Here is a 12593-nt window from a genome sequence, read left to right on the forward strand (position 1 = left end):
ACTATTTCGTAACGTCCCTGGACATCTTAGACATGATGGTCAAATCGGGGGCACACGTGCGGCCACATATGCCGGAGATCCAGGATGAACGCGTATGCTGGAATGTCGTGACAGTCGCCAGTGAAACGCCGCACCTGACCGTTCGCACCGTTCCGCTGCGGGATCACCACGCGCTGCTCGGCCACCTCCCGGAGAACGCCCCCCTGGCCTGGCTCCACAACGGTGATGGCCTCGTCGGGTGGGGGGAGGCCGCCCGGTTGGTCCTGCCCACCGAGGACGAGCCCGACGGTCAGCGGTTCGACACCGCGGCGCGCTGGATGTCGGAGTTGGCCGCCAACGCCGACGTCGAAGACTCCGTGGGGCTGCCCGGAACCGGGCCAGTGGCCTTCGGCGGGTTCACCTTCGATCCTCGCTCCTCTGGTTCGACGCTCATAGTTCCGCGTGTCGTGGTGGGGCACCGCGCCGGGCGCGTCTGGCTCACCACGATCGTCGACCGCCCCGGAGCCCACCCTGACGCGCTGCTGTCCCCGGTGACGTCCGCCCGCTACATCGGCCCACTGAACTGGAGCGACGGCACCCTGTCGGCTGAGGAATGGGGCGATGCCGTCGCCACGGCGGTCCAGCGCATCAAAGCGGCGGAGCTCAACAAGGTCGTGCTGGCCCGCGACCTCCACGCCGAGGCCGACAACACGATCGACGTCCGGACCCTACTCTTCAGGCTCGCGCGCGCCTACCCCAACTGCTACACCTTCTGCGTCGACGGGTTGGTCGGGGCCACCCCGGAACTGCTGCTGCGCCGGGCGGGGGGCGACGTCACCTCGCTGGTCCTGGCCGGCACCCGGCCGCGCGGCACCACACCCGACGAGGACGAGCGCATCGCCAGCGAGCTGATGGCGTCCGCGAAGGAGACCGAGGAGCACCGGTACGCGGCCGAGTCACTGCGCGCCGCGTTGACGCCGTTGGCCTCCACCATCCGGCTGCCCGACCAGCCCGAGCTGCTGCGCCTGGCCAACGTGCAGCACCTGGCCTCCCCCGCCAGCGCGGCACTGCGTGACGGCGTCTCCACCTTCGACGTGATCGCGGCGATGCATCCCACGGCGGCAGTGGGCGGCACCCCGGCGCGCGCGGCGATGGATCTCATTCGCGAGCTCGAAGGCATGGACCGGGGCCGTTACGCGGGCCCGGTCGGCTGGATCGACGCCCGGGGCGACGGCGAGTGGGGCATCGCACTGCGCTGCGCGCACCTCGACGGCTCCCGGGCGCGGCTGTTCGCCGGCTGCGGCATCGTCGCCGGCTCCGACCCGGAGGCGGAACTCGCTGAGGCCGACTCCAAGTTCCGGGTCATGCGCTCCGCTCTGGCGGACTGATGCCAGCCACCCCACCCGCCCGGTCGCGCTAACGGAGCGGGATGTCCTTACCGCGTTCGTCGGCGGGCCGGGGGCCGTGGATGCGCCTATCGGTCTCGGTGATGGCGACGTCGTTGATGCTCGCCTCACGGCGCCGCATCAGCCCGCGCTCGTCGAACTCCCACAGTTCGTTGCCGTAACTGCGCCACCACTGGCCCTCTGCGTCGTGGCACTCGTACTGGAAGCGGACGGCGATCCGGTTCCCGTCGAACCCCCAGAGGCTCTTGCGCAGCGCGTAGTCCAGTTCGCGCTCCCACTTCGCGGTCAGGAAGGCAACGATCTCCGCTCGACCGTCGCAGAACTGGTCCCGATTCCGCCACATCGAGTCCGGCGTATAGGCCAGCGCCACCCGCTGGGGGTCGCGGGTGTTCCACGCGTCCTCGGCGGCCTGCACCTTCTGCAGGGCGGTCTCCCGGGTGAACGGCGGGTAGGGCGGGCGATCTTCGGGCACTGCGACCTCCTCATGTTGAGAACGACCGTTCTCTATCGGCACGTCCTAAAATAGGGAACGATCGTTCTCGACGTCAAGGAGTCCCCGGATGCCCGCCCCGATCACCGAGGAACAGAGCCTCGCGGACCGCGAATCCCTGCTGGACACAGCGGAGGAGCTCTTCTACGAGCGAGGTATCCGAGCGGTCGGGATGGATGAGGTCCGCGCCGCCTCTGGCCTGCCGTTGAAGCGGATCTACCGGCTCTTCGCGACGAAAGAGGACCTCGTAGTGGCGATGCTCAGACGTCGCGACACGCGATGGCGAGCGAGCCTGACCGCTCGGGTGACTCGGGTTCGGGATCCGCGCGAACGCGTGCTCGCGATCTTCGACTGGCTCGCCGAGTGGTTCGCGGAGCCCGGCTTTCGCGGATGTGCCTGGGTCAATGCCCACGGGGAACTCGGTTCGTCCTCCGACGCGGTGCTGGCGGAGGTGCGGTCACATAAGCGGGCGTTCCACGAACAGGTCGCGGCATGGGTCCGCGCAACCGGAGTGCCGGTGGCCGAACCGGTGTACCTGCTCGCCGAAGGAGCCATCGTCACCGCCGGCATCAGCGGTGACCCGGCCCCGGCCCGCCACGCGCACGCGGCTGCCGCGACGCTGCTCGGCGCGTCCTGACTCCAGGCCGCATCGCGGCCAACCAGGGGCCTAGTCGCTCCGTATCGCGTTTGCTATCGAATTACGTAATTACGTAGAATCCTGCGTATGGCGGAAGCGGACGACGAGCTCCAACGGCGCGTGACCGAGCTGGAGGAGCGGGTGACCCGCCTGGAGAACCATCCCGCGCAGGCCCCGGAGACCGGTACCGGCCAGGAGTCGGTCTTCTGGGCACTGAACGAGCTCAAGCAGCGCCTCGATGACAGGGGCGGTGTGCTGTTCACCGGGTCCGCGCCGCTTCCCACCGGCGAGACCTACGAGTGGCAGGAGGGCGCCACGGCGGCCGACCTGGTGGAGAGCGACTGGTCCGAGAGCAGCGAGGTACTGGAGGCGCTCGGCCACCCGGTGCGGCTACTGCTGCTGCAACGCGTCCTTTCCGGTACCACCGCCACGGCCGACCTCAAGAACGACCAGGCGCTGGGCACCACCGGGCAGCTCTACCACCACCTGCGCCGGCTGGTCGCGGCCGGATGGCTGCGAACCAAGGGGCGCGGCCACTACCGGGTCCCCCCTGCCCGGGTCGTCCCCCTGCTCACCGTGCTGCTCGCGGCGCGCCGCTAACGCCACCGCCACCAAGATTCGAGGACGTCCGAGGGCACCACCCGGACCGGCGAGGAGAGATACGGCCATGGGCACGAACGACCCGACGAGCGGTACGCGCCCGCCGCGGACCGTCTGGCTCTGGATGGGCGGCGCGGCCGCCGTCGGCGCGCTCGCAGCGCTCCTGGTGATGCCCGCGCCGCCGGACACCGATGTCGCGAACGGGGATCCGGACCTGGCAGCGGAGGTCGCCGACCTCCTTCCGGAGGACTCGGCCGTGGGCGTGTCCGTTGCCCTGATCGACGGCGACGAGGTCACCCGCGCCACGCTCGGCACCACCGACGGCAGTACCCCCGTACAGCCCGACACCGCCTTCGAGACCGGCTCGGTGCAGAAGACACTCACCGGGACACTGCTCGCCGACATGGTGCGGACCGGGGATGTCGAGCTCGACACCACACTCGACGAGATCTGGACCGATGTCGACTTCGCCGACGACAACGTCGCCGGCATCACCCTGGAGCAGCTCGCGACGCACCACGCGGGCCTGCCCAATATCCACAGCGACATCGCGAACTTCGCGGCGCTGTCGCTGCACAACTACTTCGGCACCGACCCCTACCGGTGGGAGAGCGACCCGGTGGAGGCCGCCGCCGGCCTCACCGACGAGGGCCCCAACAGCGACACCGGGCACTCCTACTCCAACCTCGGCTTCTCCCTGCTCGGGCAGTCGCTGGCGGAGGTCTCGGGCAAGGACTATCCGGCGCTGCTCACCGAGCGCGTGCTCGAACCGCTCGGTATGGCCGAGACCACGCTCCTCACCAGTCCAGAGGTGCCCCCCAACGGGGCCGAGCCCCACCGCAACCCGTGGATCCGGGTGCAGCCCTCCTTCAACCCGCCCAACGCTCCATCCGGTGTGGGTACTTGGAGCACCAGCGGCGACATGGTGACGCTGCTGCGAGCGGGGATGGCACAGGACTTTCCGGCCCTGGCCACAGCGCAGGAACCGCGCGTGCGCGGCAACACCGACTCGTCCCATGACGAGCGCGTGGGGCTGGCATGGATTCGGTGGAACGTCAACGATACCGAGCTGACCTGGCACAACGGTGGTACGGCCGGTTCACGGTCCTACGTCGCGCACACCGACGACGGCCGCGGCGTCGTTGTACTCGCGAACAGTGCGCGCGTGCCCGCCGATACGATCGGCCTGAAGCTGCTCGACCCCGACATGCCCGAGTCCGATTCCAGCTCGAACATACCGTTCCTGGCGACGGCGCTGTCGTACGTCTTCGGCGCGGGCGCCCCGTTCGTGGTGCTGCTGCGGATGGCACGCCAGCGGGTGACCTCCTGGACACAGCAGCTGGACAAGGTGGCGGTGGTGGGCACCCTGCTCACGGGGGCCGCCTTGTGGACGGTGTCGTTCCGGCTCGGTGACGCCGACCTCATCCCGGCCGTGTGGGCAGTGGGCGCCGGGGCACTGGCCGCGGCCGTACCACTGGGCGCGTGGCGCTGGCGCGGGCTCCCCCGCACCCGGGGCCCTCGGCCGTGGTGGCGCTGGATCGACCTCACGGTCTACCTGGTGCTCGTCGCGGCGGTATTCACGGGGACGCTGTGGGCTCTGTGGTGGTGACCGGCTACGGCGTCCGGCCGGCCGGTGCCGTCGCGCGCGGCCGGCCGGACGCCGGGCCGCGCGTGCTCAGCCGGGTTCGACCTCGAAGTCGGCGAACTCGAACCCCGGCGAGACGAAGCAGCTCACCACTGACTCCGCACTGGTAAGCGGGTGCGCCGTCTGCCATGTACCGGCCGGGACCACGACCTGCAGGTCCTGGCCGGCGTCGATGTACGGCCCCAGGGTTCGCTCGCTTTCCCCGACCGGCCGCTCCCCTGTTCCACCGAGGGCTAGCCGCAAGGGTCCGCCGCGGTTGAACACCCACACCTCGTCGGAACGGACCCGGTGCCATCGCGAGTGCTCCCCGGGACAGAGCAGGAAGTGGATGCCTGAGGCGGTCGCGCGCTGCCCCGGGTATCCCGGCGGGTGCACGCTGATCCCGGTGCGCCAGGTGGACCGGTACCAGCCGCCTTCGGGATGCGGCAGCAGGTCCAGTGACTCCGCGGTGTCGCCGCGGCGTTCCACCGCCGTGTACGCGCCCGCGGGGTCGCGGCGCAGGTAGCGCACGCCAATAACGGCCTCGCGCCGGATGGGGCCGTAGACGTGCGGGAACAGCACGTCGCCGACGACGCCGGGCGGCGGGCCCGGGACGGCGGGCTCCCAGCGCACCTCGGCGTCCAGCCGTCCGGTGTCGACGACCAGGACCACCTGCTGCTCGGTGGCATCGCGGTAGAACGCGTTGGCCACGGCCACCATGGTCGCGGAGTCCGGTGACGCGTGCGCGAAGCCTTCGGTGCGCAGCGAGTCGGGAACAACATCGCCATCGGCCTCGCGCCACCGGCTCATCCCGGTCATGTGCAACACGTAGCGCATGAGGCCAGTATCGCGCGCAACCCGGCCGGACTCCTTGGCCGGGGCGCCCTCAGTCGCGCACAGCGCGGTTGACGGCCTCCTGCAGCCGGCGGCGCAGCGCCGCGGAGTCCGACCGCCCGGTGCGCACCTCCACGATGCACATCCCCTCGCCCAACATTGTCTTGGGGAGGTCGCTCGCCCATTCGAGCCGGGTGTAGGGCAGGTCGGCCATCGCGGCCACACGTTGCATGTCCACCCCGTGCGGGGTGCCGAACACACGCTCGAAATCGGGGTGCCCGGCCTGCTCCAGACCGGAGAAGATCCCCCCGCCATCGTTGTTGACCACCACGATGGCCAGGTCGGGGCGGGCCTCCTCGGGCCCGATGACCAGACCGTTCTGATCGTGCAGCAGGGCCAGGTCGCCGAGCAGCGCGTACCCGCGGCCCCCGCCGGCGCTCTGGTGGGCCAGGGTGGCCCCGACTGCGGTCGACACGGTGCCGTCGATGCCGCTGACCCCGCGGTTACCGATGATCCGCGCCCCGCACCGGGCCTCCATGGTGGCGTCCATGTCCCGGATGGGCATGCTGGACCCGGCGAACAGCAGCGACCCGTTGGGCAACTGCCCGGCCAGGTCGCGGGCCAGGCGCGGTTCGCTGAGCGCCTCGTCCTCCTCGAGCACCGCGTCCATGGCCACCCGGGCCGCGGCGTCGGCGGAGCGCCACGACGCGGCCCAGCCGCTGTCGGGGGACGCTCCACTCGGGGCCATGACAGCAGGAACGACGTCCGTGGCGGTGCGGACCGGGTCGTCGAACGACCGCGGGTCGCCGACAACGACATGCCGGTTGGCGCGCCGCAGATAGGACAGCAGTTGGCGGGACAGACCCGGCCGGCCCACGCTCACCACGAGCTCCGGCTCATGCGCGGCGACGAACTCCGGGCTGGCCAGCAACTGGCGATACGCGGAGATCGCCTCGCCGCGGCGGGCGTTGGAGGTGGGTTCGGCCAGCAGCGGCCAGCCGGTCTCGGCGGCCAGGGCCAGGTAGTCAACGGGGTCGTAGTCGCCGTCTCCGCACACGATAACGCCGCGCTCCACCGGGGGGAGCTCCATCGGCGCGGGCACCTGCGGACCGGACGGCCGCTCGATCCACGCCCGACCGCCCGCGCGCCCATCGAGCGGTTCGGGCCAGTTCGAGCCATCGGACTCGTCGGGAACGAGCGGATCGCGAAAGGCCAGGTTGAGGTGGACGGGCCCCGGCCGGTCGGTGTGGGCCACCGCCCAGGCGCGGCAGGACAGCGAGCGCCAGTAGTCGACCGCCCCCGGCACCGGCTCGGGAACCCCGACCTCGGTGAAGAACCGCACCGCCGTGCCGTACAGCTCGATCTGGTCGACGACCTGGTTCGCGCCCGTACCGCGCAGCTCCGGGGGCCGGTCGGCGGTCAGCACCAGCAGCGGAACCCGGCTCTGGTCGGCCTCCAGGACGGCCGGGTGGAAGTTGGCGGCGGCGGTACCGGAGGTGCACACCAGCGCCACGGCGCGTCTGGAGGTCCGCGCCAGCCCAAGGGCCAGGTAGGAGGCGGAGCGTTCGTCGATGCGCACGTGAACCCGGATGTCGGGGTGGCCGGCCAGAGCCAGCGCCAAGGGCGTGGATCGCGACCCGGGGGCGATCACAGCCTCGGTCAGCCCGCAACGGGCCAGCTCGTCGACGAGGACACGCGCCAGGGCGGTGGACGGGTTCATGAAGGCTGCTCTCAAGTCGTCAGGTAGCTGTCGGTATCAACTGGTCCTCTGTGGCCTCCCCGCGCACCACACGGATTCGGTCGCGGGTCGCGGCACCGTGGCGGTACCGCACTCCCGCCGGCCGTTCCCCGGATGCGTCCGGCGTAGCCGATCCCGGGCCCGCGCCTCGCCCCTCCCAACGTGTATATCCCGCTCGGACATCTCGCATCCGCGGAGCGACACCGGCCACACTGCGTCTCCGGCGCGGGGGCGTGGGCAGCACGCCGCGCCCAGCGGCCCGCCCGACTCGCTCGGTCCCGCGCCGGCGCGTCCTCATTCGCCGACCGGATCGGCCTGGCGGCGCCACTGCGCGCGGGCGGCCGCCGCGCGCTCCCGCCAACCGTCCGGCGCGATCTCGACCGCCCGCAGCCGCTGCTCGTCGACGTCCGGGACGCGTACCGGAAGCTGTCCGTCGACCGGAAGCAGCGGCTCCGCGCACACGTCCGCGGTGAGCAGGTGCATCGTAGCCAGGCCACACGCGTAGGGCAGCTCGGGCAGCGCGGCGGCCAGCGCCACGCCCGCCGCGAGCCCGACAGAAGTCTCCACCGCGCTGGAGACCACGACCGGCAACCCGCACTCTTGGGCCACCCGCATCGCCGCGCGCACCCCGCCGAGCGGTTGCACCTTGAGCACCACGATGTCGGCGGCACCGGCCGCGCTGACCCGCAACGGGTCCTCGGCCCGGCGGATCGACTCGTCGGCGGCCACCGGGATCCCGACCCGGCGGCGCACCCGCGCCAGTTCCGCCAGGGTGGCGCAGGGCTGCTCGGCGTACTCGAGGTCGAAGCGGTCCAGTTCACCAAGCATCCGCACCGCGGTGTCGGCGTCCCAGGCGCCGTTGGCGTCAATCCGCACCCGGCCGTGGGGGCCCATCGCGTCTCGCACCGCCGAGACGCGGTCAACATCCTCCGCGGCCGACTGGCCGGTCTCGGCCACTTTCACCTTGGCGGTTCCACAGCCCGCCTCCGCGACGATCCGTGCGGCCTGGTCCGGGCCGACCGCCGGCACCGTCACGTTCACCGGGACCCACGCGCGGACGGGGTCGGGCCACCCGGTCTCGGCCGCCTCGTGGCACGCCGCCCACCAGCGCGCGCACTCGGCGGGGCCGTACTCGGCGAACGGGGAGAACTCGCCCCAGCCCGCGGCCCCGCGCACCAGGGCCCCCTCGCGGGCCGTGACGCCGCGGAACCGGGTCCGCATGGGGATCGAGAACGCCCGTTCGGGGGTCATGGCCGGCGGGGGAACTGCTCGAACTCCGGGCGGCGCTTCTCCTTGAAGGCGTCGCGCCCCTCCTGGGCTTCCTCGCTCATGTAGTAGAGCATCGTGGCGTCGCCGGCGAACTGCTGCATGCCGGCCGCGCCGTCGCTCACCGCGTTGATGGCGCCCTTGACCATCCGCAGCGCCAGGGGCGACTTCTCCAGCATCTCCCGGGCCCAGGACAGCGTCTCGGTCTCCAGGCGGTCCAGTGGGACCACCGTGTTGACCATGCCCATCTCCTGGGCCTCGCGGGCGTCGTACTGCCGGCAGAGGTACCAGATCTCGCGTGCTTTCTTCAGCCCGACGGTCTGCGCCAGCAGCCACGAGCCGTAGCCGCCGTCGAACGAGCCCACCTTCGGGCCGGTCTGGCCGAACCGGGCGTTGTCGGCCGCGATGGTGAGGTCGCAGCAGACCTGCAGCACGTTCCCGCCGCCGATCGACCATCCCGCGACCATACAGATCACCGGCTTGGGCAGCCGGCGGATCTGTACCTGCAGGTCGAGGACGTTGAGCCGGCCGATGCCCTGGCTGGCCACGGCGTCGTCGCCCATGTAGCCGTCGTCGCCGCGGATCTTCTGGTCACCACCGGAGCAGAACGCCTGGTCGCCGGCGCCGGTAAAGATGACCACGCCGACGCTGGAGTCGTCGCGCGCGACGTTGAACGCGTCCTGCAGTTCGAACAGGGTTTGCGGACGGAATGCGTTATGCCGTTCGGGCCGGTTGATCGTGATCTTGGCGATTCCCTCGGCGGTCTCGTAGATGATGTCTGAATACTCGCCCGACCGCTGCCAATTCACGTCACTCACGACTCTGGGTTCTCCTTACGCGACACCGCGGACAACACCGCTCGCGCCCGTGGCGGCGCATACTGCGCCCGCCCGAAGGCGCTACCGGCCAGGTGGCCAGCTTAGTAGTTCCGGCACACGGGAACGCACCGGCGTCGGGACAACCCCGGCACCGCGCCCTCCCCGCGGCCGTGGTTACCGTGGAGGGCGTGCCCAACCGACCCCTGCAAGCGGTGACCGGACTGGAGCCCTCCCACTTCACCGCGCTCCTCGCCGAGGCTCTGGACGGACGAGGTCCCGCGCTGCTGCCGATCGGCGCCGACCTACCGCCGCAGCGCGTGCGCGAAGTGCTGCGGGCCACTCGCCCCGGTTCGCTGCGCACCCCGGACGGCGTCCGCACGCTCGACGACGGCGCGGGCACCGCCGACGACACGGCCCTGGTCGTCGCCACCTCCGGGTCGGCCGGGCTGCCAAAGGGCGTGGAGCTGTCCGCGGAGGCGCTGCTGGCCTCGGCGCGCGCCTCGGTGCGCCGCCTCGGCGCGGGCCGCGGCGACGACTGGCTCTGCGTGCTGCCCACCGCGCACATCGCCGGCATCCAGGTTGTGCTGCGCGCGCTGGTCAACGGGCGCGAGCCGGTGTTCGCCGGCTTCGACGCCGACAAGGTCACCGCGGCGGCCAGCGGGTTGCGGCCGCACGTGTCCCTCGTGCCCACCCAGCTTCGCCGGATGCTGGCCGGCGGCGCCGAGCTCTCGTCGTTCGCCTCCATCCTCCTCGGGGGCGCCGCCGCGGAGGACGACCTGCTGGCCGCGGCCCGCGACGCCGGGGCCCGGGTGGTCACGACCTACGGGATGAGCGAGACCTGCGGCGGCTGCGTCTACGACGGTGTCCCGCTCGACGGGATGCGCGCCGACGTCGACCCTGATGGCCGGGTGCTGCTGGCGGGTCCGGCCCTGCTGTCCGGGTACCGGCTGGATCCGCAGCGGACCAGCGAACACCTGGTGCGCGGCACGGACGGGCGAACCTGGTTCCGCACGAACGACCTGGGGCGCTTCGCCGGCGACCGCCTCCGGGTGCGTGGCCGCGTCGACGACGTGATCAACACCGGTGGGCACAAGGTCGTCGCCGCCGAGGTGGCGAGCGTGCTCACCCGGTTCGGGCCGGTGGCCGAGGCCATCGCGGTGGGCCGTCCCGACAGTGATTGGGGACAGCGCGTTACCGCGATTGTGGTTCCCCGGGATCCGGACACGCCACCGACACTTGACGAACTGCGCTCCTGGGTAGCGGACCATCTACCGCGCTATGCGGCACCGCGGGAACTGGAACTGCGGTCGGAGATACCGCTTCTCGCCACTGGAAAACCGGACATCGAGGCACTAAGGAGCCCGCTCCCGGCTTCCGATTGACCTGTTCGCGCGTTGGCAGGATGATCGGCATTCGCGGTTGTATACTGCGCCGTCCGTGATCGAGGGAACTTCCTCGCCTCCGCGGGCGTCTACTAGGGCATCCTGCTTTTTCTCCCCCGTGAAGGAGGGCGTACCGTGCTGATTGCCCGATCCGAGGGGCACCGTGCGCGCGGGCCGTGTGCCAGGGGGCCGGGTCACAGACCGCCGCGCCTTACCTGTCCGGCGGGCTCGTTGCCAGTTCGACGGGCGTGACCTATGCCACGACCGACGATATCTAATCGAGACCGGGAACATTTGACTCTCTGACACGTTAGACATAATGGCGCGCCAAGTCGGCGGGGATCGATGCCGCCGCGTGCCTGACGTCTTGGAAGGGAGGGAGGTGCCCGCATGACGCGCACTGCCCTAGCCACTTCACCCACGGTGGCGGAGTCCGCAGACGGCACTGAGGTCGCGTCCGCGGCTCTCGAGGAGCTGATCACACGAGGGCGTTCCCAGGGACACCTGTCCCTCGCGGAGCTCCGCGCCGCATTCACCGCGGCCGGGATCAGCCCTGCCGACGGCCGTTCAATCCTGCGCGAACTTACGGACGCCGGTGTGCGGCTCGCCAACGGGGGCGACGACGCCGCGGCGGTCGAATCGGTGGACGCCGACGCTGAGGACGACGTGCTGGAGGAAACCCTCGCCACCGCTGGCGAGACGACCACCACCGATGAGACCGGGGAGGACACAGAGGACGCCGTCGAGGACCATGTGCTGAAGGAGTCTCCGGAGCCGGACCTCCCCGAAGCCGACCTCGATGACCAGTCGCCGGCCATGGGCGACTCGGTACACACGTACCTGAAGACCATCGGACGCCGCCAGCTTCTCACCGCCGAACAGGAAGTCGACCTCGCGAAGCGGATCGAGGCGGGCCTCTACGCCGAGTACCGGCTCGGTCATCTCGAAGAGGTCCCCGAGTCCGCAGAGCTCAGCGACACCGAGCGCGAGGACCTCGAATGGGTCGCCGAGGACGGCCGCCAAGCCAAGGCGCACATGCTGGAGGCCAACCTGCGGCTGGTCGTCTCGGTCGCCAAGAAGTACAGCGACCGCGGCATGTCCCTGCTCGACGTGGTGCAGGAGGGCAACCTGGGACTCATCCGCGCGGTGGAGAAGTTCGACTACACCAAGGGCTTCAAGTTCTCCACGTACGCCATGTGGTGGATCCGCCAGGCCATCCAGCGTGGCTTCGCTGACTCCGCGCGGACCATTCGCCTTCCCGTCCACGTGCTGGAACTGCTCAGCAAGGTCAGCCGGCTGGAGCGCGACATGCACCAGACCCTGGGGCGCGAGCCCACCCCGGACGAGCTGGCCCTGGAGCTCGACAAGACCCCGCACCAGATCGAGGAACTGCTGCGGGTGACCCGGCAGCCCATCAGCCTCGACTCCACCATCGGGGAGGACGGCGAGACCCGGATCGGTGACCTGATCGAGGACATCGACGCCTCCGAGGCGTCCGAGGTGGTCGACCGCCAGCTCATGGCCGACCAACTGCGCCGCGCGCTCGAGGACCTCGAACCGCGCGAGGCGACCATAATGTCGCTGCGCTTCGGCCTGATGGACGGCCGGCCTCGTACTCTCGACGAGATCGGCAAGCATCTCGGGCTGACCCGCGAGCGTATCCGGCAGCTCGAGAAGCAGTCGCTGTCCAAGCTCCGGCACCCCAGCCGGGCCCAGCAGCTGCTGGACTTCGCGAGCTGACCGGAGCCGCGCGGCACCGCATCAACCCCGGCCTCGTGCCCGCCCCCTAGGGAGCGGGCACGAGGTCTGTCCGGACCGG

11 protein-coding genes are annotated in these 12593 nt (G+C 70.9%); 6 read left to right on the forward strand and 5 right to left on the reverse strand.

What is annotated here, in order from left to right:
* Window positions 1-107 precede the first annotated feature (107 nt).
* Entirely contained in the window at window positions 108-1367 is a 1260-nt protein-coding gene (locus F4561_RS13965) for an isochorismate synthase (protein ID WP_312885256.1), read from the forward strand.
* Between the two features lie 28 nt (window positions 1368-1395).
* On the opposite strand, the gene F4561_RS13970 is transcribed toward F4561_RS13965, so the two are convergent.
* Window positions 1396-1857 (reverse strand): nuclear transport factor 2 family protein, encoded by a 462-nt coding sequence (locus tag F4561_RS13970; RefSeq protein ID WP_184579161.1) that lies wholly within the window; start codon window positions 1855-1857, stop codon window positions 1396-1398.
* An 88-nt stretch (window positions 1858-1945) separates the two neighbouring features.
* Between F4561_RS13970 and F4561_RS13975 the strand changes: the two genes are divergently transcribed.
* From F4561_RS13975 to F4561_RS13985, 3 genes are all read left to right on the forward strand, one after another.
* Window positions 1946-2512: a TetR/AcrR family transcriptional regulator gene (locus F4561_RS13975; protein ID WP_184579164.1), complete on the forward strand. Its 567-nt coding sequence runs from the start codon at window positions 1946-1948 to the stop codon at window positions 2510-2512.
* An 87-nt stretch (window positions 2513-2599) separates the two neighbouring features.
* Window positions 2600-3112, forward strand: coding sequence for an ArsR family transcriptional regulator (locus tag F4561_RS13980; RefSeq protein ID WP_184579167.1), 513 nt, complete (start codon window positions 2600-2602; stop codon window positions 3110-3112).
* A gap of 67 nt (window positions 3113-3179) precedes the next feature.
* The gene (locus F4561_RS13985) at window positions 3180-4721 is read left to right on the forward strand and encodes a serine hydrolase domain-containing protein (protein ID WP_184579170.1); all 1542 of its coding nucleotides are present in this window, start codon (window positions 3180-3182) and stop codon (window positions 4719-4721) included.
* Between the two features lie 66 nt (window positions 4722-4787).
* On the opposite strand, the gene F4561_RS13990 is transcribed toward F4561_RS13985, so the two are convergent.
* From F4561_RS13990 to menB, 4 genes are all read right to left on the reverse strand, one after another.
* The gene (locus F4561_RS13990; protein WP_184579173.1) at window positions 4788-5573 is read right to left on the reverse strand and encodes a cupin domain-containing protein; all 786 of its coding nucleotides are present in this window, start codon (window positions 5571-5573) and stop codon (window positions 4788-4790) included.
* 49 nt (window positions 5574-5622) lie between these two features.
* Complete coding sequence (gene menD / locus F4561_RS13995; protein ID WP_184579176.1) at window positions 5623-7290, reverse strand: 2-succinyl-5-enolpyruvyl-6-hydroxy-3-cyclohexene-1-carboxylic-acid synthase; 1668 nt, start codon at window positions 7288-7290, stop codon at window positions 5623-5625.
* 312 nt (window positions 7291-7602) lie between these two features.
* Entirely contained in the window at window positions 7603-8559 is a 957-nt protein-coding gene (locus tag F4561_RS14000; protein WP_184579179.1) for an o-succinylbenzoate synthase, read from the reverse strand.
* A complete protein-coding gene (gene menB, locus F4561_RS14005) occupies window positions 8556-9383 on the reverse strand; it encodes a 1,4-dihydroxy-2-naphthoyl-CoA synthase (protein WP_184583618.1) in 828 nt (275 codons plus the stop codon). Before menB ends, F4561_RS14000 begins: the two co-directional genes overlap by 4 nt.
* A gap of 197 nt (window positions 9384-9580) precedes the next feature.
* On the opposite strand from menB, the gene F4561_RS14010 reads away from it, so the two are divergent.
* Together F4561_RS14010 and F4561_RS14015 are read left to right on the forward strand one after the other, a co-directional pair.
* Complete coding sequence (locus F4561_RS14010; RefSeq protein ID WP_184579182.1) at window positions 9581-10774, forward strand: AMP-binding protein; 1194 nt, start codon at window positions 9581-9583, stop codon at window positions 10772-10774.
* Window positions 10775-11164: 390 nt separating this feature from the next.
* Window positions 11165-12514, forward strand: a complete 1350-nt coding sequence (locus F4561_RS14015; RefSeq protein ID WP_184579185.1) for an RNA polymerase sigma factor — start codon at window positions 11165-11167, stop codon at window positions 12512-12514.
* The last annotated feature ends 79 nt before the right edge of the window (window positions 12515-12593 follow it).

The organism is Lipingzhangella halophila (assembly GCF_014203805.1).
Lineage (GTDB): Bacteria > Actinomycetota > Actinomycetes > Streptosporangiales > Streptosporangiaceae > Lipingzhangella > Lipingzhangella halophila.

Excerpts from the sequence above, each read along its gene's own strand:
- F4561_RS14000 (WP_184579179.1), bottom strand. The coding sequence starts at position 8,559 with ATGACCCCCGAACGGGCGTTCTCGATCCCCATGCGGACCCGGTTCCGC.
- F4561_RS13990 (WP_184579173.1), bottom strand. The coding sequence starts at position 5,573 with ATGCGCTACGTGTTGCACATGACCGGGATGAGCCGGTGGCGCGAGGCC.
- F4561_RS14015 (WP_184579185.1), top strand. The coding sequence starts at position 11,165 with ATGACGCGCACTGCCCTAGCCACTTCACCCACGGTGGCGGAGTCCGCA.
- F4561_RS13985 (WP_184579170.1), top strand. The coding sequence starts at position 3,180 with ATGGGCACGAACGACCCGACGAGCGGTACGCGCCCGCCGCGGACCGTC.
- F4561_RS13980 (WP_184579167.1), top strand. The coding sequence starts at position 2,600 with ATGGCGGAAGCGGACGACGAGCTCCAACGGCGCGTGACCGAGCTGGAG.
- menD (WP_184579176.1), bottom strand. The coding sequence starts at position 7,290 with ATGAACCCGTCCACCGCCCTGGCGCGTGTCCTCGTCGACGAGCTGGCC.
- F4561_RS13975 (WP_184579164.1), top strand. The coding sequence starts at position 1,946 with ATGCCCGCCCCGATCACCGAGGAACAGAGCCTCGCGGACCGCGAATCC.